At 71.5% G+C, this 20,055-nt stretch carries 16 protein-coding genes; 13 read left to right on the top strand and 3 right to left on the bottom strand.

The genetic code is table 11. From position 1 onward, the window contains the following. The first annotated feature begins 484 nt into the window (after nucleotides 1-484). Both ACIHFD_RS09270 and ACIHFD_RS09275 read left to right on the top strand, forming a co-directional pair. Nucleotides 485-1,054: a DivIVA domain-containing protein gene (locus ACIHFD_RS09270; protein ID WP_397366301.1), complete on the top strand. Its 570-nt coding sequence runs from the start codon at nucleotides 485-487 to the stop codon at nucleotides 1,052-1,054. Between the two features lie 132 nt (nucleotides 1,055-1,186). Then, entirely contained in the window at nucleotides 1,187-2,329 is a 1,143-nt protein-coding gene (locus ACIHFD_RS09275; RefSeq protein ID WP_397366302.1) for a hypothetical protein, read from the top strand. A gap of 126 nt (nucleotides 2,330-2,455) precedes the next feature. Here ACIHFD_RS09275 and ACIHFD_RS09280 read toward each other — a convergent pair whose 3' ends face one another. Then, nucleotides 2,456-4,258 carry a cytochrome c oxidase assembly protein gene (locus tag ACIHFD_RS09280; RefSeq protein WP_397366303.1) on the bottom strand — a complete coding sequence of 601 codons (1,803 nt, stop codon included), beginning with the start codon at nucleotides 4,256-4,258 and terminating at the stop codon, nucleotides 2,456-2,458. Nucleotides 4,259-4,442: 184 nt separating this feature from the next. On the opposite strand from ACIHFD_RS09280, the gene ACIHFD_RS09285 reads away from it, so the two are divergent. Next, nucleotides 4,443-6,404, top strand: a complete 1,962-nt coding sequence (locus tag ACIHFD_RS09285) for a beta-N-acetylglucosaminidase domain-containing protein (protein WP_397366304.1) — start codon at nucleotides 4,443-4,445, stop codon at nucleotides 6,402-6,404. Between the two features lie 12 nt (nucleotides 6,405-6,416). Here ACIHFD_RS09285 and ACIHFD_RS09290 read toward each other — a convergent pair whose 3' ends face one another. Then, the gene (locus tag ACIHFD_RS09290; RefSeq protein WP_397366305.1) at nucleotides 6,417-8,267 is read right to left on the bottom strand and encodes a glycoside hydrolase family 35 protein; all 1,851 of its coding nucleotides are present in this window, start codon (nucleotides 8,265-8,267) and stop codon (nucleotides 6,417-6,419) included. Nucleotides 8,268-8,358: 91 nt separating this feature from the next. Here ACIHFD_RS09290 and ACIHFD_RS09295 point away from each other — a divergent pair, with 91 nt between their 5' ends. The 9 genes from ACIHFD_RS09295 to ACIHFD_RS09335 all read left to right on the top strand — a co-directional run bounded on the left by ACIHFD_RS09295 (nucleotide 8,359) and on the right by ACIHFD_RS09335 (nucleotide 18,186). Beyond that, the gene (locus tag ACIHFD_RS09295) at nucleotides 8,359-9,396 is read left to right on the top strand and encodes a LacI family DNA-binding transcriptional regulator (RefSeq protein WP_397366306.1); all 1,038 of its coding nucleotides are present in this window, start codon (nucleotides 8,359-8,361) and stop codon (nucleotides 9,394-9,396) included. Between the two features lie 206 nt (nucleotides 9,397-9,602). Further along, nucleotides 9,603-10,925, top strand: coding sequence for a carbohydrate ABC transporter substrate-binding protein (locus tag ACIHFD_RS09300; protein ID WP_397366307.1), 1,323 nt, complete (start codon nucleotides 9,603-9,605; stop codon nucleotides 10,923-10,925). Nucleotide 10,926: 1 nt separating this feature from the next. Next, nucleotides 10,927-11,820, top strand: a complete 894-nt coding sequence (locus ACIHFD_RS09305) for a carbohydrate ABC transporter permease (RefSeq protein WP_397366308.1) — start codon at nucleotides 10,927-10,929, stop codon at nucleotides 11,818-11,820. An 11-nt stretch (nucleotides 11,821-11,831) separates the two neighbouring features. Beyond that, nucleotides 11,832-12,698: a carbohydrate ABC transporter permease gene (locus tag ACIHFD_RS09310; RefSeq protein ID WP_350727557.1), complete on the top strand. Its 867-nt coding sequence runs from the start codon at nucleotides 11,832-11,834 to the stop codon at nucleotides 12,696-12,698. A gap of 29 nt (nucleotides 12,699-12,727) precedes the next feature. After that, entirely contained in the window at nucleotides 12,728-12,907 is a 180-nt protein-coding gene (locus ACIHFD_RS09315; RefSeq protein ID WP_350727556.1) for a DUF6903 family protein, read from the top strand. 11 nt (nucleotides 12,908-12,918) lie between these two features. Beyond that, nucleotides 12,919-14,316, top strand: a complete 1,398-nt coding sequence (locus tag ACIHFD_RS09320; RefSeq protein ID WP_397366309.1) for an alpha-L-fucosidase — start codon at nucleotides 12,919-12,921, stop codon at nucleotides 14,314-14,316. After that, the gene (locus ACIHFD_RS09325; RefSeq protein ID WP_397366310.1) at nucleotides 14,313-15,401 is read left to right on the top strand and encodes a hypothetical protein; all 1,089 of its coding nucleotides are present in this window, start codon (nucleotides 14,313-14,315) and stop codon (nucleotides 15,399-15,401) included. Before ACIHFD_RS09320 ends, ACIHFD_RS09325 begins: the two co-directional genes overlap by 4 nt. Next, a complete protein-coding gene (locus tag ACIHFD_RS09330) occupies nucleotides 15,398-17,767 on the top strand; it encodes a discoidin domain-containing protein (RefSeq protein WP_397366311.1) in 2,370 nt (789 codons plus the stop codon). Before ACIHFD_RS09325 ends, ACIHFD_RS09330 begins: the two co-directional genes overlap by 4 nt. A gap of 167 nt (nucleotides 17,768-17,934) precedes the next feature. Further along, nucleotides 17,935-18,186 carry a hypothetical protein gene (locus tag ACIHFD_RS09335; protein ID WP_397366312.1) on the top strand — a complete coding sequence of 84 codons (252 nt, stop codon included), beginning with the start codon at nucleotides 17,935-17,937 and terminating at the stop codon, nucleotides 18,184-18,186. Here the strand turns inward: ACIHFD_RS09335 and ACIHFD_RS09340 are convergent. Beyond that, on the bottom strand, nucleotides 18,166-19,224 hold the full coding sequence (locus ACIHFD_RS09340) for an LLM class flavin-dependent oxidoreductase (RefSeq protein ID WP_397366313.1): 1,059 nt from the start codon (nucleotides 19,222-19,224) through the stop codon (nucleotides 18,166-18,168). The genes ACIHFD_RS09335 and ACIHFD_RS09340 overlap by 21 nt on opposite strands. Before the next feature lie 134 nt (nucleotides 19,225-19,358). Here ACIHFD_RS09340 and ACIHFD_RS09345 point away from each other — a divergent pair, with 134 nt between their 5' ends. Then, nucleotides 19,359-20,051 carry a hypothetical protein gene (locus ACIHFD_RS09345; RefSeq protein WP_355209769.1) on the top strand — a complete coding sequence of 231 codons (693 nt, stop codon included), beginning with the start codon at nucleotides 19,359-19,361 and terminating at the stop codon, nucleotides 20,049-20,051. Nucleotides 20,052-20,055: the final 4 nt, after the last annotated feature.

Genomic DNA, 20,055 nt, shown 5'->3' on the forward strand with positions numbered 1-20,055 from the left:
CCCCGCGCAGCCGGGTGCTGGCGTGGGCCGGGGCGTCGATGATCGCCCCCGGTTTGAGGCCGTCGGCGCCCCCCCCCCGCCCCGCGCGGCCCCCGCCCCCCCCCCCCCCCGGCGCCAGCACGATCACCATCGCGTCGGTGAGCATGGTGCCCGTGGTGATCAGACATGCGCCTTCCTCTCCTCACTTCTACACATGAACATCTGATCAGGCGTTTAAACCGAATGTAGCTTGTCAATTACTCTCCGTGGAGGTTAGGTCGCCCAGAAAGGAACCGCGATGACCACGCACCCCGACCACCACCATCACGACGAAGCGGCCTGCACGGCCGACCCGGACGAGCCGGCGGACGAGAGCACGGCCTGCTGCCACGACGATCACGACCACGACCCGGAGTAGCCCACGCGGGTGTGCCCGCGGCCGCGGCGGCGGGCACACCCGGCCAGCTTCCAGCGCCCACGGCGAAAGGTTCGGTGACGGCCCGCCATGCATGTCACACACGAAGAGCACGACCACGGCCCTCATCTCCCGCACAGCCACGCGTCGGTCGGCGGCGCGCCCGTCCCGCTGCCGGTTCAGGGGAACGTGCCCGGCCAGTTCGCGCTGCTGACCGCGCCCATGGTGCACCACCAGGTCTTCACCGTGGTACACCTGCGTTCGGGCTACGACCTGGCCGAAGTGGACACCTTCCTGGCGCACGTGGAGACCACGCTCGGCCTGCTCTGGCAGGACAACACCCGCCTGCGCGAACGGCTGTCCGCGCCGCCCACCGGCGTCGAGGGAGAGACGATCGCGGCCGCCCAGCGGGAGGCCCTGCGGATCCTGGCAGCGGCCCACGAGGACGCCGAACGACTGCGCGGCGAGGCCGCGGCGGCGGCCGACGCGCTGGCCCAGGCCGCCCGCCAGGCCATAGTGGAGCGGCTCGACAGCGTGATCACCGACCACGGGCGACAGTTGCACCACACCCTGCGCGCCCTGCTGGACGATCTCACCGCACCCCCGCCCGAGGGGACGGCTGCCGTACACACCCATGACGACCCCGCCGCGCCCGAGTGACGCCGGTCCCCAGCCGGGAGCCGTCCCCTTTCCGAACCGCTGCCACCACGCCACAGCACCGCAGTCACGACTCCAGAGCACCGCTGCCACCTCGCCAAAGCACCGCTGTCACCTCGCCAGAAAGGCTGCGCCATGTTCGTGCCGCTCGAAGGCCCGGCACCATCGGTGGCCGCGCAGGAGTCGATGCCGGGCTGGGCGACCTGGGCCGCCGTGGCCCTGGTCGCGCTGTCCACGCTCACCGGCGCCTACCTGGCCAGGCGCAACACCGCGAGCGTCAGTGTCTGGCTGGCCGTCGCCTCGGCCCTGATGCTCGTCACCGCCCTCATCGACCTGCTGCCCGATGCCTGGGAGGAGGCCGAGGCCACCGGCGTGCCGCTGTGGGTGGTGGGGCTGGCCGGGGTGTTCGGGTTCGTGGTCATCACGTACTTCACCCGCAAGGGGTGCGGCCACAGCCATGACGACGGCGGTCCCGGCGGCCGTCACGCGCCCGGCGTGCACCGGCGGGTGAGGCAGGCCGTGAGCGCCGCCGTCTACGGCGGGGTGGGGACCGCCGCCGCGCTGTCCCTGCACCGCATGATCGAGGGCGCCACCCTGGCGCTGGCCGCCTCCGCCGTCGTGGTGGCCGCCCTGGTGATCCACTCGGCCAGTGAGGGGCTCGCGCTGACCGCCCTGCTCGACCTGGCGCGCAAACGGCTCGCACCGTGGCTGACGGTCTCCTGCCTGGCCCCGGCGGCCGGCGTCGTGCTGGCCACCGTGGCGCCCCTGCCGCCCCAGAGCGTGCCGATCCTGCTCGGCGTGATCACCGGGGTGCTCCTGCGTACCGCGCTGATCGGCCTGACGATAGCCCGCGACAGCCGGCGGCTCTCGCGGCGGCACCTGGTCCTCGCGGCCGCCGCCGTGGCGGCCGTGGGCGGTCTGCTGGTTTCGGCGCAGGCTCTGCTCGCGGCCGGCCGCCCCGAGGGGGCCGCGCCCGTCGCCGCCGGGCCGCGCCCGAGCCCGGCACCGCTCTCCCGGCAGCTGACCCCGGCCGAGCTGCGCGTCGCGGTCGCGACCGGACGGATCGGCCTGGAGTCCCTGCTGTCCCGCAGGGACGCGACCACCATCGGGGCCGACGCCGCGGCACTGCTCCGCGTCCTGCCGGGGCACGCCCCCGACGAGATCACCGAGACCCTGCGGAAGGCGCAGATCAACGGTGGCGCCACCATCGGGGACCTCACCCTGCGCCAGCGCCACCTCCTCCTCGCCGCCCTCAGCGACGCGACGCCGAGCCGATGACCAGCAGGAGAGGCCGCACCATGCGGCTGCGGGCGCGCTCAAGGATCAGCTCGCCGAGTCGGCGGGCTTGTGCGTGTGCCTGGCCTCACCGTTCCGGGCCGCGGCGGTGGGCGCCGGGCACATGCGTCACGGGCTTGGGACGTGCCGCGCCTGCCGTACGGCCAGGAGGGCGAGCGGGAGCAGCGGGACGAGCAGGTGGACGGCCCCGGCCAGCTGCTGGTCGGTGAGGAGGTCCGGCCCGTCGTCGGGGCCCACCAGGTAGAACCAGTCGGCCGCGACCGGCGGGCCGAGCAGCAGGAACGCCCCCACGGCGAGCTGCACCAGCAGCACGCCGCCCAGCAGCCCGGCACGCAGCGGCCGGGAGACGGGGCGCGGCATCGGGTCCACGCCGGCCAGCACCCAGAAGACCAGCAGCCCGCCACCCAGGAACAGGGCCATGGTGAGCAGGTGGGCGGCGTGACCGGCCAGCGACCAGACCAGCCAGCCGGTGCGGTACAGCAGCGGGAACGCCACCATGTACGCCGCCGGTAGCAGGGCGAGGAAGGTCAACCTGCGTCTCCGGAGCCGGGCGCCGAGGTCGCCGTACTGGGAGGACTCCGTGGTGGCCCGGGAGGCGAGGGTGAGCGGGGCGCCGAGGCAGAGCAGGAGCGGAGCCACGACGGCCAGCACGACGTGCTGCAGGGCCTGGATCGACAGCATCGCCCGCGCGTAACCGCCGATCCCGGAGAGCAGGACGAGCGCCAGGAGCGCCAGGCCGGCGTACCAGGCGAGCGTGCGGCCGAGCGGCCAGTCCCCCACGCGGCGCACGCCGACCAGGTATCCGACGGCGGGCAGGGCCAGGCAGAGCAGGATCAGCGAGTCCGGGCGCAGCTCGGTGAGCAGCGCGCCGGGCGTGAAGGGCGGCAGATCGTACTCCAGCAGGCGCTCATGCGCGTCGCCGGCGCCCGGCGGCGGGGGCGGCGGCGGGGTGCGGGACAGGCCGACGGCCAGGCCCATGGCCGCCATCATCACGATCATCTCGCCCGCCGCCAGCCGGACGAAGACGTGGCGCGCGCTCCGGTCGGCGACGTGCGCGACCGTACGGCTCCGGTGGGTCCAGCCGAACAGGCCGAGCAGCGCGAGCGCGGCGGTCTTGGCCAGCAGGAACTGCCCGTACTCGGTCTGCCAGAGGTCGGACACGACGCTCAGCCGCACCCACGCCCCCACCACCCCGGAGACGGCCACCACCGCGAAACAGCACAAGGCGATCGTGCTGAACCGGGACAACACGGCCCGCAGGTCACCGGAGCGGCGGAAGTGGATGAGGACGGCGCCCAGCCCGCCGACCCACAACGACACGGCGATCAGGTGAGCCGTCAGCGCGGAGACCGCGACGTCGTGGTCGGCGGCCGAGGCGGCGTGCCCGACGTAGGCGGGGGGCAGCAGCCCGAACGCGGCGACCGCCGGCGCGACCCACCCGGGCAGGCGCGGCAGCCGGGTGGCCAGGACGACCATGGTGATCGCGCCCAGCACCGGCAGCAGGGCCCGCGCCTGCGGGATGGTCAGGCCGTAGCGCAGCAGGCCGGGATCGGCGATCAGGTCCGTGACGGGCAGCGGCAGCACGTACGACATGGTCAGCGGGTAGCTCAGGGCGGCGGTGACCGCCCACCCCAGCGCCCACCACCGGGCCGCCCGCAGACAGGCCGCCTTCTCGGGCGAGCCGGCCGGCGCGAGGACGACGGCGGCCAGCAACGTTCCCAGGGTGGCCACCGCGCACAGGTCGTAGCCGAGCTTGACCAGCGGCAGGGCCCACTCGGTGACCGGGCCGGCGGTGGGCAGACCGGCGATCACCGGCTCCGCGTCAGCACCCCCGAACCGCAGGGCCGCGACCAGCACCACGACCCCCGCCGCCACCACCGAACCGGCGTAGATCCGCGTCGCTGCCCTCATATTCATCGGATACGCGGAGGGGCGCGGGCCGGTTCATTGGCAGGGTTTGCCGGACATGTGCCGCATTGCAACTCTTGACAGTAAAGATGCCGATATTAGGGTGATGATCAGGTTACCGGTCTAGACCGCGCAGAGAAAGGCGCGCCCCCCGACCCCTCATGGGTATAGACCAGTGGAGACTTCCTTGAGCAGACGCAAGATCATCCCTGCGGCGTGCCTCGCGCTGGCCGCGACCCTGTGTGCGGGGGCGCTCCTGCCCGTCCCCGCGGCCCATGCCGCTCCCGTCCCGCCCTTGCCCTCGGTGTCGCCCACCCCGCAGTCGCTGACCGGTGACGGCGCCGCCGCCGCCGTCACCGGCCGGGTGCTCGTGGTCGCCGACGGCCAGACCGACCCCGCCGCCCGCGACCGCCTCGTGCGGGAGCTCAAGGCGCACGGCGCCGGCCGGGTGGACACGGTCGCCCCCGACAAGATCCCCGCGGGCACGTCCGGCCTGCTCAAGGTCCGCCTCGGCCCCGCGGCCCGCCCGGACATCGCGCAGGCGCTCGGCGGCACGGTCGTCCCCGGCCAGGCCGAGGGGTACGCGTTGCGGGTCTCGGGCGGCACGCCGCGCCAGATCGCGCTCGGCGGCAAGGACGCCGCGGGCCAGTTCTACGCCGTGCAGACGCTGCGGCAGCTGTTCATCCCGTCCGGCGGCGGCTGGCAGGTGACGGGGGTCCAGGTCAGCGACTTCCCGTCCATGCCGCTGCGCGGCACCATCGAAGGCTTCTACGGCGCGCCGTGGACCCACGCCGAACGCCTCGACCAGATGGACTTCTACGGCGACGTCAAGGCCAACACCTACATCTACGCTCCCAAGGACGATCCCTACCACCGCGACAAGTGGCGCGACCCCTACCCGGCGGACAAGCTCGCCGAGCTGGGCGAGCTGGTGGCCCGGGCCGGCGCCAACCACGTCCGCTTCACCTTCGCGCTCTCCCCCGGCGTGTCGATCTGCTACTCCGACCGCGCGGACCGCGACATCCTCAAGCGGAAACTGCAGGCGCTCTACGACCTGGGCGCCAGGGCGTTCTCCATCCCGCTGGACGACATCAGCTACACCCGCTGGAACTGCGCGGCGGACGAGACGACGTACGGCGCCGCCGGACGCACCGCCGCGGCGAAGGCCCAGGTCGACCTGCTCAACGACCTGCAGCGCGACTTCATCGCCACCCACGACGGCGCACAGCCGCTGCAGATGGTGCCGACCGAGTACGGCGACCTGACCGACACCACGTACAAGCAGACCATGCGGGCCTCCCTCGATCCCGCGGTCGAGGTGATGTGGACCGGCACCGACACCGTGCCGCCGGAGATCACCAACGCGCAGGCCGAGAAGGCGGCGCAGCTGTTCGGGCGCAAGGTCTTCGTCTGGGACAACTACCCGGTCAACGACTACGGCAACACCAGCGGCCGGCTGCTGCTGGCGCCCTACGACAAGCGTGAGGGCGGCCTGGCCGCGCACCTGTCCGGCATCGTGGCCAACCCGATGAACCAGCCGTACGCGAGCAAGGTCGCGGTCTTCGGAGCCGCGGACTTCACCTGGAACGACAAGGCGTACGACGCGAGGAGGAGCTGGCCGCGCGCGATGGCCTACCTCGCCGGCGGCGACCAGGCGGCCACCGCGGCCCTGCTGGTCTTCGGCGACCTGGAGCACATGGCCCCGACCTTCGGCGGCACCCCCTGGCAGACCCAGGCGCCCGAGCTCGCCGCGCGGGTGGCCGCGTTCTGGCAGGCGTGGGACGCCGGGCGGCGCACCCAGGCGATCACCGCGCTGCGGCCGTACGCGAGGGCCATCGCCACGGCGCCGGCCACCATCCGCGGCGGTGCGGTGCAGAAGGGCTTCACCGACGACACCGCGTCCTGGCTGGACGCCACCGAGCTGTGGGGCCGGGCGATGGTGGACCTGCTCGACGCGCTCCAGGCCCGGGAGGCCGGGGACGAGGCGAAGGCGGCCGCGTTGCTCGCCGGGTCGCGCGACCTGCAGCGGCAGGCCCGCGCCGTCCGGGTCAGCCCGCCGCGCAACCGCTGGGGCGCGGCCCAGCCGCAGGTCGGCGACGGGGTGCTCGACGTCTTCCTGGCCGCGGCCGACGCCCGGCTCCAGCGGTGAGGGACCGGCGGGTCAGCCGAACTCCTCGACGTACTCCTCCGGCGGGCCCAGCTCGGGGCGGTCGCGTAGCTCCAGGGTCGCGCCGAGCCGTTCGAGCTCGAGGACCGTCACGGTGTTGCGGCCCTCGCGGAGCAGCGGCGCCGGGCAGTACAGCGTGACCTGCGGCCCGATGTCCCAGTAGCGGCCGAGCAGGAACCCGTTGACCCAGACGAGGCCCCGCCGGGATCCCGGCAGGGCCAGGAAGGTGTCCGCGGGCGTCTCGACGTCCACCGTCGCGACGGCGAACCCGGCGTGCTCGGCCTGCTCGACCGCGGGGCCCGCGTCGAGCGCGCGGGTCAGCTCGGCGGTGGACCACTCCTGCAGGGCGATCGGCGTGCTGTCCCAGCCCTGCACGATCCGCCGGTCCACGAGGACCGGGCCGATCAGGCCCTTGTGCCGGCCGATGCCGGGCCCGTAGTTCACCCGGCCGAGGCTCTCGACCAGGACCTCCAGGTGGACGGCGGCGCCGGTGCCGCGGACCGGCAGCTCCCGGTGGTCGGGGCCGGCGACGCCGAGGAAGGCGCCGTCGGCGAAGACCAGGGCCCGGTCGCGTACGTCGGTGAGGACGAGCCGGTGCTCGCCCGCCGGGATCCGCGGCCGCGCGCTGTGCAGGACCATGCCCGCGTCCAGCCCGAGCCGCTCGAACGAGGCCGGGCGCGGCCCGGTCGAGGTGGACGCCGGCACGGCACGCAGGCCTGCCAGCAGGCCCGCGCGGTGGACGAGCGGGACGGACGCCGGCGGCAGCGTCGGCGTCCGCGCGGGCATCCGCACGGGCCCGCGCGCACCGAGCGCCTCCCGCACGGCGAAGAACTTGGCGGTCAGCGTGCCGTCCTCGGCGACCGGCGCGTCGGAGTCGTAGCTGGTCACGGTGGGCTGCAAGCGGCCCTCGTGCTCGTTGGCGCCCGCCCAGAGCCCGAAGTTGGTCCCGCCGTGCGCCATGTAGATGCTCACGCTGCCGCCGTCGGCGACGATCTGCTTGAGCGTGTCCACGACGCCGCCGGGGTCGCGGACGTGGTGGCGCTCGCCCCAGTGGTCGAACCAGCCGTTCCAGAACTCGGCGACGACGAACGGCTCCTCCGGCCGCCGCGCCGCGAGCAGTCGCCGGGCGGCGTCGGGCTTGGAGCCCAGGGTGGCGGCCGCCAGGGTCCCCGGCAGGGTGCCGCCGTCCAGCATCAGCTCGGTGGGCCCGTCGGCGGTGAACAGCAGCTCCCCGATGCCGCGCTCGACCAGGGCCGCGCGGTTCCAGCGCAGGTAGGCCTGGTCGTCGCCGAAGCTGCCGAACTCGTTCTCCACCTGCACCGCCACGACCGGCCCGCCCTCGGCGGCCTGGAGCGCGGCGATGCGCGGGGTCAGCTCGTCGAACCAGCGGCCGACCGCGGAGGTGAACGCGGGGTCGGAGCTGCGGATCGCGACGTCACGGCCGGTGAGCCAGCTCGGCAGGCCGCCGTTCGACCACTCCGCGCAGATGTACGGGCCGGGCCGGACGACGACGTCGAGCCCCTCCTCCCCCACCGTGCGGATGAACCGCTCGACATCCCGCCAGCCGTCGAAGCGCGGCTCCTCGTCCTCACGCGGCTGGTGGAAGTTCCACGCCACGTAGGTGTCCACCGTGTTGAGCCCCAGGTCGGCGAGCCGGCGGATGCGGTCGCGCCAGAGGTCGGGGTGGACGCGGAAGTAGTGCAGTCCCCCGGACAGGATGCGATGGGGGACGCCGTGCCGGTACAGGCGGCGCCCGCGCCAGGTGAGCGCGGTCCCAGCGGTCGGGGTCGGGGGCGTGGTCGTCGTCGGGGCCGGCGAGAGGTCCGGCGCGGGCAGCTCGATCACGGTGGGAGAGCCTATGTTATCGATGCCATACGTAACAAGGGCGGTAGGATCAGCTGACGACGTCGCGGGCAGGCCGCAAGAGGGGAGCGCCATGACGAAGGCCACCGAGCGGCCCACTGAGCAGCCCACTGGGCGGCCCACGAGGCAGCCGAGCATGGCTGACGTGGCCAGAGCCGCCGGGGTGTCGGCGCAGACCGTCTCGCGGGCGCTGCGCGACTCGCCGAACGTCAACCCGGAGACCAGGAAGCGCGTGATCGCCGCCGTGGAGCGGCTCGGCTACCGCTTCAACAACGCCGCCCGGGTGCTCTCCTCCGGGCGCACCTACACCGTCGGGCTCGTGCTGCTGCAGTCCGGCGGCTACTACTCGCGCTCGGCGGTGACCGCCGGCGTCGAGGCGGCCGCGGGCGCGGCGGGCTACGCGGTGAGCATCGCGACCATCGCCAGGCTCGACACCGGCCTGATGGAGCGGTCCCTGTCCAAGCTCGCCGACCAGGGGGTGGACGGCATCGTGATCGCCGTGCCGCTCATCTCGGTGACGCAGAAGATGGAGGACATCACCCGCGACATCCCCACCGTCACGCTCGACGGCTCCCGCACCGCGAGCGCCCGGGTGCTCGGGATCGACCAGAAGGAGGCGGGCCGCGTCGCCACGCAGCACCTGCTCGACCTCGGGCACCGCCAGGTGTGGCACGTGTCGGGCCCCGACGAGTGGATCGAGGCGCGCCAGCGGCGGCAGGGCTGGCAGGAGTGCCTGGCCGCGGCCGGGATCCAGGCGCCGCCCCCGCTGGAGGGCGACTGGTCGCCCGACTCGGGATATCGGCAGGGGCAGGTCCTCGCGATGATCCCGGACGTGACAGCGGTCTTCGCCGCCAGCGACGAGATGGCCTTCGGGGTGATCCGCGCGCTGCGCGAGCACGGCCGGTCGGTGCCCGCCGACGTGTCCATCGTGAGCGTCGACGACATCGCCCTGGCGGCCTACTGCCACCCGCCGCTGACGACCGTGCGGCAGGACTTCTACCGCTCCGGCGCGGCGGCCGTGGCCCTGCTGCTGGCCGGCGAGGCCGCCGACGCCCTCGCCACCGCGTCGCTGTCGGTGCGCGACTCCACGGCGCCGCCGCGTCACCACTGAGTCATGTCGCGCTTGTCCGCAAAGTGCCTCTTGCGCCTTCATGTTATCGATGCCACTGTAACAACGTCCGGACCCAGCCGAGAGATCCAGATCCCCGGCCGGCGGCGCGGCGCCCCGTCGTCGTGACCTCCGGCGCGGCCGGACCCCGGACTCGTTCCTCCGCCTCACCCAGGTGGGCAGTCGTCCACGGGAAGGACCCCAGAACCATGAGGAGATCACTCGTCCTCGCGAGCGCCGCCATCTCGGCGCTCGGACTGCTCACCGGCTGCTCGGCCGACGGGGACGGCTCGGGCTCCGGCAGGACGACCCTGAGCGTCGCCGCCCTCGAAGGCGGTTACGGCCGGGACATGTACGCCCAGGTCATCCAGGCGTACAAGACCTCCCACCCCGGCGTCGACGTGCAGTTACAGATCTCGAAGAGCATCGAGGACGAGATCACGCCGAACATGAAGGCCGGGCGTTTCCCGGACGTCGTGGTGCTCGGCCAGGGCCGCAAGGCCGCGCTCACCGAGACGCTCATCAAGGACAAGGCCCTCGAGGACCTGACGCCCGTGCTGAAGGCGAAGGTCCCCGGCGAGGACAAGTCCGTGGGCGACAAGCTCATCGGGGGCATCGTCGGCAACCTCAACACCAACCCGTACGGCACCGGCCAGACGTACACGATGCCGATGTACTACGCGCCGAGCGGGCTCTTCTACAACAAGGGGCTGTTCGCCCAGAAGGGCTGGAAGGTCCCGGCCACCTGGGACGAGCTGTTCGCGCTCGGCGAGAAGGCCAAGCAGGAGAAGATCTCGCTGTTCACGTACCCGACCGCCGGTTATCTCGACGCGTACTTCTTCGCGCTGCTCGCCGACGTCGGCGGGGAGCAGTTCTACACCGACGTCATGACGTACAAGCAGGGCGTCTGGCAGACGCCGCAGGCCCGGCAGACGCTCGACCTCACCACCCGGCTGCTGAAGTACGCCGCGCCGACCACGGTCGGGTACGCCAACGAGCAGGACTTCACCAAGAACCAGCAGTCGATCCTCGACAACAAGACCCTGTTCATGCCGAACGGAACCTGGGTCGTCGGCGAGATGAAGGACGCCCCGCGTGCCGCCGGCTTCCAGTGGGGCCTGACGCCGCTGCCGCCGGTCACCGTGGGCGGCAAGCGCTTCGTCACGACGTCGGTGGAGTCGGTCTGGGTCCCCGCCGCCGCAAAGAACAAGGACGCGGCGAAGGAGTTCGTCGCCTACCTGTACTCCGACGAGGCGGCGAAGATCTTCGCCAGGTCGAACGCGATCCAGCCGATCAAGGGCATCGCGAGCAGCCTGTCCGGGGAGAACGCCGAGTTCTACAAGGTCTACGAGGAGACGGCGGTCGAGGCGCTCGTCGGCGGGTTCGCGAGCACCGCGCCCGTCGAGGGCGTCGACATCAAGGCCGCCCTCTTCGACACCGCCAACAGCATCATCAGCGGCGACAAGACCGAGGACCAGTGGCAGGCCGCGCTCAACGACGCCAGCGAGAAACTGCGCCAGGCAGGTGGGTGAGGTGACCACGCGGCGGCGCGGCGACGGCCTCTTCGTGCTCGCCTGCCTCCTGCCCGCGCTCGTGCTCTTCGCGGTGTTCATGATCGTCCCGACCCTGAACGTGTTCCGGATGTCCCTCTTCACCTGGAGCGGGTTCTCCCCGGACATGCGCTTCGTCGGATTGGGCAACTTCGCCCGGCTGCTCGAGGACGCGCAGTTCGTCCGCGCGTTCCAGAACACCGTCGCGCTCCTGGTCGTCGTGACCGTCGTGACGATGGGCACGGGCCTGTTCCTCGCGGCGATCATGACCCGGCAACGGCTGCGGGGCCGGACGGTGTACCGGTTCGTCCTGTACGTGCCGAGCGTGCTGTCCGTGGTCGTGATCGCGGCGATCTTCTCCGCGATCTTCGACCAGAAGAACGGCCTGCTCAACGGCACCCTGCGGCTGCTGTCGCTCGACGGCCTGCAGCAGATCTGGCTCGGCGACCAGCAGCTCGTCATCTGGTCGGTCGCGATCGCGATGGTCTGGCAGTCGCTCGGCTACTACATGGTCCTCTACATGTCCGGCATGGCGAGCATCCCGGAGGAGATCTACGAGGCCTCCGCGCTCGACGGCGCGTCCGCGGGGCGGCAGTTCTTCGCCATCACGCTGCCGCTCATCTGGCAGAACCTCCGCACGACGCTGACGTTCTTCGTCATGAGCGCGGTCAACCTCAGCTTCGTCCTGGTCCGCGCGATGACCGGCGGTGGGCCCGACGGCTCCTCCGAGGTCCTGCTGAGCTACATGTACAAGCAGGCGTACACGAACTCGTCGTACGGCTACGGGATGGCCATCGGCGTCGTCGTCTTCGCCTTCTCGTTCCTCGTGTCGCTGCTGGTCAGCCGCGCGACGCGGCGCGAGCCCCGCCAGTTCTGAGGACCGCCACCATGACCACGATCAAGCGCGCCGGAAGGCCGCTGACCTACGTGCTCGTCACCGCGATCGCCCTGGCCATCGCGGTGCCGGTCGGCTGGGTGCTGCTCGCCTCGCTCAAGGAGAAGGGCGAGTTCTACGGCAGCCCCTGGACGCTGCCGGAGGGCCTGCACGTCCAGAACTACGCCGACGCGTTCGTCACCGCGCGCATGGGCCAGTACTTCTTCACCTCGGTGCTGGTCACGGTGCTCGGGCTGGTGTTCGTCGTGGCCGTCTCCGTCCCGGCGGCCTACGTCATCGCCCGGTACGAGTTCCGCGGCCGCGGCCTCGTCGAGGTCGCGATGCTGGCCGGGCTGTTCGTCAACGTCAACTACATCGTCGTGCCGATCTTCCTCATGCTCGTCGGCTGGGACCGCGCGCTCGCCGACGTGTTCCCCGACGGCTTCTTCATCGACAACCCCGGGGTCCTGTCGCTCGTCTACGCGGCCACGTCGATCCCGTTCACCATCTACCTGCTCACCGCGTACTTCCGGTCGATCCCGGCCGACTACGAGGAGGCCGCGGCCCTGGACGGGGCCTCCCGCTTCCAGGTCATGGTCAGGGTGATGCTGCCGATGGCGCGGCCGGCGCTCACCACCGTGATCCTTTTCAACTTCCTGGCCTACTGGAACGACTTCATCATCGCGCTCACCCTGCTGCCCGGCGAGGGCAAGACGCTGCAGGTGGGCCTGCTCAACCTGATGACCGCGCAGAAGGCGGCGGCCGACTACGGGCGGCTGTACGCCGGCATGGTCATCGTGATCGTCCCCGTCCTCATCTTCTACGCGCTGATCCAGCGCCGGCTGATCGAAGGCATGGCATCCGGCGGTGTGAAGGGCTGACCGGCCCGTTTCCCAGAGAGGAAACCGTGATGAAGGATTCTACGCGCAGCGTGCTGCTCGTCACCGCTCGCACGCTCGTCGCGGCCGTCTGCGTCGCCGTCGTCGTCGCCGCCCGTACGACGGCCGGGTGGGGGAGCCTCGCGATCATGCTCGCGGCACTCGTGGGGCTGCTGGCCGTGCTGGCCTCGTACAACCGGCGGTTCCGATGACCCTTCGGACATTGACGGCGGTACGGCCGAGCGAGCGCCAGCTCGCGTGGCAGGCGATGGAGTTCTACGGGTTCATCCACTTCGGCATGAACACGATGACGGACCGGGAGTGGGGCGAGGGGCACGACGACCCGGCGGCCTTCGACCCGGAAGGGCTCGACGCCGACCAGTGGGTCAGGGCGCTCAAGGCCGCCGGGATGACCGGCGTGATCCTCACCTGCAAGCACCATGACGGCTTCTGCCTGTGGCCGAGCGACGTCACCGCGTACTCGGTCGCCGCGTCGCCCTGGCGCGGCGGCCGCGGCGACGTGGTCGCGGAGGTCTCGGAGGCGGCGCGGCGGCACGGCCTGCGGTTCGGGATCTACCTGTCGCCCTGGGACCGCACCGAGGCCTCCTACGGCAGCGGGAGCGCGTACGACGACTTCTACGTCGCCCAGCTCACCGAGCTGCTCACCCGCTACGGGCCGGTGTTCACGGTGTGGCTGGACGGCGCGAACGGCGAGGGCCCGAACGGCAGGCGCCAGGTGTACGACTGGGAGCGGTACTACGCGGTGGTCCGCGAGCTGCAGCCGGACGCGGTCATCAGCGTGTGCGGCCCCGACGTCCGCTGGTGCGGCAACGAGGCCGGGAGCACCCGCCCCGACGAGTGGAGCGTCGTCCCGCGGGCCCTGCTGGACGCCGAGCGGATCGCGGACCGCTCGCAGCAGGCGGACGACGGCACGTTCGCCCGGCTGGTGCGCAGCGACGATCTCGACCTCGGCAGCCGCGCCGCCCTGGCGGGGCGCGAGGACGACCTGGTCTGGTACCCGGCGGAGGTGAACACCTCGATCCGGCCCGGATGGTTCCACCACCCGGCCGAGGACGCCCTGGTCCGCCCAGCGGACGAGCTGTTCGCCATCTACCTGCGTGCCGTCGGCGGCAACTCCTGCTTCCTGCTCAACGTCCCGCCCGCCCGTGACGGGCTGCTGCGGGAGGCCGACGTGGCGGTGCTGGAGCAGCTCGGGCGGCGCGTCGAGGACTTCCGGGCGCGGCGCCTGGAGGCGACCGTGACGGTGTCGTCCGGTACGGCGGGCGACGTCGCGACCGCATGGCCCGGAGGGGGCCGTACGCCGTGGTGGCCGGACGACGCCGACCCCCAGCCCGGCGTGCGGCTCGTGTTCGCGCGGCCCGGCCTGGTCGAGGCGGTCGTCGTGGGCGAGGACATCGCGCACGGGCAGCGCATCGAGCACGTCGTCGTCCGGGGCCGCCGGGACGGCCGGTGGACGACGCTCGCGGAGGCGAACGCGGTGGGTTACCAGCGCATCCTGACGTTCACGCCGGCCGAGGTGGACGCCGTGCTGGTCGAGGTGCCGCAGGCCCGGGACACCCCCGTCGTCGCCCACGTGACCGCGATCGGAGCAGCGTCATGAAGGCCGTCCTCGTGAAGAAGGCCACAGGAAAGGGCGCCGTTCGTAGCCGGTCACCCCGAACCGCCGTCCTCATCGCCGCCGTGGTGGCCGCACTCGCCGCGCTGGTGCTCGGCGGCGTGGCGCTCGCCCAGCGTACGAACGAGGTCGCCTCCCTCGACGGGCACGCCGTCACCCGCGACGAGCTGCTCTTCCACATGCGCCGACTGACGCCTCAGGTGGAGAACGAGCTACGCAACCAGTACCGGCTCCAGGGCGCGATCGACTGGAACGCGAAGCCCGGCGACAAGACCGCGCTCCAGCGGCTCGCGGCCCGCGCGCTGGACGAGATCCGGCGGGACAAGACGGCGCTCGTCCTGGCAAAGGAGCAGCACCTGATCGGCTCCGTCGACCACGCGGACTTCCTCGCCGAGCTGGCCGCCGAGAACGAGCGGCGCGCCGACGCCATCGCCAGGGGCCAGGTGGTCTACGGCCTGGCGGAGTTCTCCCCCGAGGAGTATTACTCGCACCGGCTCACCGGGCTCACGACGGGCCTGAAGCAGCGGCTCAGCGCGAACGGCCCGCTCCGGGTGACCGACGCCGAGGTCCGGCGGGCGTTCGACGCCGACCGGGACTCCTGGAGCGCCAACGCGACCACGTACACGTACGCGACGCTCGTGGTGCCGGTGCCCGACGGCGCCCCTGCCGACCACACAGCCGGCTACGCGGCCGGGCTCCAGCGGCGGGTGGCCGCCGCCGGCCGGCTGGCGGAGCTCGCGGACCGCGAGCCCGGCGCCAGGCTCACGACCGCCACGCGGCAGGGCGGCGGCTCGGCCGCCCACGACCAGGAGCTCATGGCCATGCTGGGCAAGCTCGCGCCGGGCCAGATCTCCGGCCCGGTCCCGGGCACCGGCCAGATCACGTACTACCAGCTCAACGGCAAGACCGTCGACGAGGACGCGGCGTTCGCCGAGTACTCGCGGCGGATCCGGCAGTCGCTCATCGAGGAGAGATTCGACCAGTTCCTCCAGCGCCGGGTGGCCAGCAGCGTCTTCAAGGTCGACACGGCGGCGGTGGACGCCATCAACGCAGAGGATGTTCAACAGTGAAACCTGTCGGCACCGCACCCCCCGCCGCATTACCCGCGCCCGCCCGCCGGCGGCCCGTGGCCCGGGCGCTCCGCGTGGGCCTCGCCGTCCTGCTCGCCGCGCTGCTCGCGGGGTCGATCGCGCCCGCCGCGAGCGCAGCCGCAGCCGCCGCCGCAACCCCGGACCGCTTCCCCGCCGCCGCCATGAAGGCGGACTTCCCGGGCAACACGCCGAACCCGACGGGCGGCAAGGACTACTTCATCGACGCCACGACCGGTCGCGACAGCGCGGCCGGGACCTCGCCGCAGACCGCCTGGCGCACCCTGGCCAAGGCGAACGAGACGACGTTCAGGCCCGGCGACCGGATCCTGCTCAAGGCCGGCGAGCAGTGGAACAACGAGCAGCTGTGGCCGAAGGGCTCGGGCAGCGCGGGCAAGCCGATCACCATCTCGGCCTACGGCGACCCGAAGGCCCGCCGGCCGTACATCGCGACGAACGGCCGGGTGCCGAGCCCCTTCAGGGCGGACGGCACGAAGAACCCCGACACGGTCGGCCGGACCGGCGCCATCGTGCTGCGCAACCAGCAGTACTTCGAGATCGACAATGTCGAGCTGTCCAACGACGACAACTTCGCCACCGACATCACCACGGGGACCTACGTCCGCGACGGCATCATGGTCTCCATCAACGCCGACCTGCTGGCGGCCGGCGCGGACAGCGTCATGGACCACTTCCGCATCTCCAACGTGTACGTCCACGACCTCGACGGCCCCAGCACCTGGCAGAAGATCCACTACGGCGGCGTCAACTTCCAGGTCTTCGGCGGCAAGAGCTACAAGTCGTACGGCACCGGCGGCTACTACTTCAAGGACGTCCGGATCGAGAACAACACCTTCGTGAAGGTCGAGCTGCACGCCGTGCAGTTCTCGTTCAACTGGTTCGCCGCCGACGGAGCCGACGCCGGCCAGTACGACGAGAGCGGGAAGTTCCACGAGGGCTGGGAGCAGCTCTGGGTGCGGACCCGCGACCTGTACAGCCGTGACGTCTACATCGGCCACAACTACGCGGAGAGCGTCGGCCAGGGCGCGTTCCAGTTCGCCAACGCCAAGAACATGACGGTCGAGTACAACGAGGTCAACGGCTTCCTCAAGCGCTACAACGCGGTGTCCTGCGGGCTCTACCTGTGGGCGGGGGCCGACTCGGTCATGCAGTTCAACGAGGTCTACGGCGGCCCGGACAACGAGTACGACGGCACCCCGTGGGACCTGGAGTACACGAACTTCAACGTCACCTACCAGTTCAACTACTCGCACGACAACGCCGCGGGCTGGATGGCGTACATGGGCAACAGCTCCAACTCGGTCGCCCGCTACAACCTCAGCGTCAACGACAACGGCGTGCTGGTGAAGAACATGTTGTCGACGAACTACTCGCCGACCTACTTCACGAACAACACCTTCGTGTACGACGGCGCGGACCTCGACTACATGCACGACGAGACGTTCCTGAGCAGGGTCTACTTCCTCAACAACATCTTCTACAACACCTCCGCGACGAGGCCGACGCCCTGGTACCGCCGCACGGGCGCCCTGCGCCAGGCGGTGTTCGCCAACAACGACTACTACGAGGCCGGCGGCACCCACTCCACCCAGGAACCGGCCGACCGGGCCGGCCTGCGCGCCGACCCGAGGTTCGTCGGCGACCCGGCGAAGTACGTCACCGGAGCGGGCGTGGACCGGATCCGGACGGCCGCCGCGCACTTCAAGCTCCGCGACGATTCCCCGCTCATCGACGCCGGCCGCTACAACCCCCACCTGGGCACCGAGGACTTCCTGGGCACCCACATCTACTACGGCGACGCGCCGGACATCGGCATGGCGGAGAGCCCGATCGGCGTGAAGGTCACCAACCCGGTCGACGACGACCCCATCGAGAACGAGCCCGGCGACGGCCGGGTCAACCTCGTCCTCGGCAAACCGGTCACCGCCAGCTCGACCCACCCCGGCCAGAACGGCACGCTCGTCGCCGGCAACCTGACCGACGGCAACCCGGCGACCCGCTGGGCGGCGGCCGACGACGCCGCCTACCCGATCACGCTCGACATCGACTTCGGCACGGCCACCACCTTCGACGAGGTCTACCTGGACGAGTACACCGACTCGGGCACCAACCCGCGGGTCCAGACGTTCGACCTGCGGCGGTGGGACGCCGGGACCGGCTCCTGGGTGACGTTCGCCAGTCGCGCCGACGGCATCGGGCACGACCGGTCCGTGACCGGCTTCGGCAGCGTCACGACCTCCCGGCTCCGGGTGTCGCTCACCGGGAAGGTGCCGAGTGAGGTGTACACCCCGACGATGACCGAGATCGCCGTCTATCGCGCCGCCTAGCGATACGGGCGGGTGGCTGCCACGGCCGCCACCCGCCCGCCGTTCACGGGAATGCCCTCCCCGACATAAGCCACAAACCCGGATACATTGCCCGACCTGCAACAACACTCCGAACAACCACCGACAACCGAGCATCAAACCCGGCAGACCACAACACCGGGAGCACCATGAGAACTGGAACGAGAGCAGCCCTCGCCGTCATCACCGGCGCCCTCACCACGACCGCCACGTTCCTCATCACCGCCGCCCTGAGCCCCGTGCCGACCCCCGCCCAGCCCGGCCTCCAGCCGCCCCGGCCCCACTGCGCCGGCCGCCACGGCACCTGGCACCCCACCAAACGGACGTGCCGCCGCGACCCCGTCGGCCGGTCCCGTGAGCTCAGCCCGGCCCGGCCGGGGTCAGCCGCGCAGCAGCGGTAGGAGCCGGTCGCCCTGGCGTCTGATCTCCGGCAGGTAGGGGGTGTCGGAGAGGACGAAGTGGGTGATGCCGAGGGCCTGGTAGTTGCGCAGCGACAGGGCCACGTCCTCGGCCGAGCCGACCAGCCAGGTGCTGCCCGCGCCACCGCCCCCGTACCTGCCGGGGGCGGTGTAGAGGTTGCCGTCGAGCACCTCTCCCCGCGCGGCCAGGTCGAGCAGCCGCCGCTGGCCGACGGCGGCGCGCCAGTTCGGGTCGCGCGAGATGCCGCCTCCGGCCATCTTCCCGACCCTGGCCTCGGCGTCGGCCCAGGCCTGTTCGGTGGTGTCCCGCACCAGCGTGGTGACCCGCAGCCCGAACTCCAGCGGAGGGTGCTCGCGCCCGAGCCCGTCGCTGAGCCGCCGGAGCCGCTCGATCCGCTCGGCGACGTCGTCGAGCGGCTCGCCCCAGAAGAGCTGGACGTCGGCCTCGGTGGCGGCCACCCTCTCGGCGGCCTCGGAGGCGCCGCCGAAGTACAGCCGGGGGTGCCGGCGTTCGCCCCGGACGACCGTGCGCGGCGCCACGGTGGAGCCGGTGACGCTGAAGTGCTCGCCGTGGTAGGTGACGTTCTCCTCGGTCCACAGCTTGCGCACGATCCGCATGAACTCCTTGGTACGGGCGTAGCGGTGCGCCTGGTCGCCCTCGCTGTCGCCGTACGCCGCCAGGTCGTCCTTGCCTGACACGATGTTGACCAGCACCCGTCCCCCGGTGAGATGGTCCAGGGTCGCGGCGGCGGAGGCGAAGTTGGCGGGCCGCCAGTAGCCGGGCCGGACCGCGATCAGCGGCTGGAACGTCGTCGTCCGCGCGGCCAGCGCGGTGGCGACCGTGAAGGTGTCGGGCCGTCCCCAGCCGGCGCCGATGAGCGCCCCGCTCCACCCGTGCTCCTCGACGGCCCTGGCGTGGCCGCTGAGGGTCTCCAGGCTGTTGTGGTCCGCGACGACGTCGTCGCCGCGATGCCCCGGCCGGGCCTGGTTGGGGATGTACCAGAGGAACTGAAGGCTCATAAAACCCATTATTCCCGTAGGTAAAGCCTAAAACATCCGCGAAAGTTTCACCCGGGGTTGACTGGCCGAGTCAACAAGCGCAAAGTGTCATTTAGTTTGGACGTCAGCCAAACTAATCGTGAAAGGGATCCAGCATGCGCAAGATCGTGCGTTCCGCCGTCCCCGTTTGCGTACTGGCGATGGTCGCCGTCCTCTTCGCCCCGCCCGCGCTGGCCGCCACCTGGTCCTCCACCGACCGATGGGGCACCTGGTCCAACGGCGGCTACACGCTCTACAACAACATCTGGGGCAGCGGCGCCGGCCCGCAGACCATCTGGGCGAACTCCTACAGCAACTGGGGCGTGTGGGCCAACCACCCCAACACCGGCGGGGTGAAGTCGTACCCGAACGCCACCAGGTACGTCGGCAAACGCATCAGCGCCCTCGGCAGCGCCACCAGCAGCTTCAACGTCACCGTGCCGAACGGCGGCTCGTACACAACGGCGTACGACATCTGGGACTCGGCCAACGCGTACGAGATCATGCTCTGGATGAACAAGCACGGCGCCGTCGGCCCGATCGGCTCCCGCCAGACCGGCGCCACGGTGGGCGGCCACAGCTGGGACGTCTACCGCGGCAGCAACGGCGCCAACCAGGTCTTCTCGTTCGTCAGGACCGGCAACACCAACTCCGGCACCGTGGACGTCAAGGCGGTGCTCAACTGGCTGCGCACCAACGGCTGGATGGGTGACGTGACGCTCGGCAACGTGCAGTTCGGCTACGAGATCACCTCCTCCAGCGGAGGGATGGACTTCGTCACCAACAGCTTCTCGGTGTCCGCCGGCTGACCCC

The organism is Nonomuraea sp. NPDC051941 (assembly GCF_044593615.1).

Excerpts from the sequence above, each read along its gene's own strand:
- ACIHFD_RS09335 (WP_397366312.1), top strand. The coding sequence starts at position 17,935 with ATGAGAACTGGAACGAGAGCAGCCCTCGCCGTCATCACCGGCGCCCTC.
- ACIHFD_RS09300 (WP_397366307.1), top strand. The coding sequence starts at position 9,603 with ATGAGGAGATCACTCGTCCTCGCGAGCGCCGCCATCTCGGCGCTCGGA.
- ACIHFD_RS09280 (WP_397366303.1), bottom strand. The coding sequence starts at position 4,258 with ATGAGGGCAGCGACGCGGATCTACGCCGGTTCGGTGGTGGCGGCGGGG.
- ACIHFD_RS09340 (WP_397366313.1), bottom strand. The coding sequence starts at position 19,224 with ATGAGCCTTCAGTTCCTCTGGTACATCCCCAACCAGGCCCGGCCGGGG.
- ACIHFD_RS09325 (WP_397366310.1), top strand. The coding sequence starts at position 14,313 with ATGAAGGCCGTCCTCGTGAAGAAGGCCACAGGAAAGGGCGCCGTTCGT.
- ACIHFD_RS09295 (WP_397366306.1), top strand. The coding sequence starts at position 8,359 with ATGACGAAGGCCACCGAGCGGCCCACTGAGCAGCCCACTGGGCGGCCC.
- ACIHFD_RS09275 (WP_397366302.1), top strand. The coding sequence starts at position 1,187 with ATGTTCGTGCCGCTCGAAGGCCCGGCACCATCGGTGGCCGCGCAGGAG.
- ACIHFD_RS09310 (WP_350727557.1), top strand. The coding sequence starts at position 11,832 with ATGACCACGATCAAGCGCGCCGGAAGGCCGCTGACCTACGTGCTCGTC.
- ACIHFD_RS09315 (WP_350727556.1), top strand. The coding sequence starts at position 12,728 with ATGAAGGATTCTACGCGCAGCGTGCTGCTCGTCACCGCTCGCACGCTC.
- ACIHFD_RS09345 (WP_355209769.1), top strand. The coding sequence starts at position 19,359 with ATGCGCAAGATCGTGCGTTCCGCCGTCCCCGTTTGCGTACTGGCGATG.
- ACIHFD_RS09270 (WP_397366301.1), top strand. The coding sequence starts at position 485 with ATGCATGTCACACACGAAGAGCACGACCACGGCCCTCATCTCCCGCAC.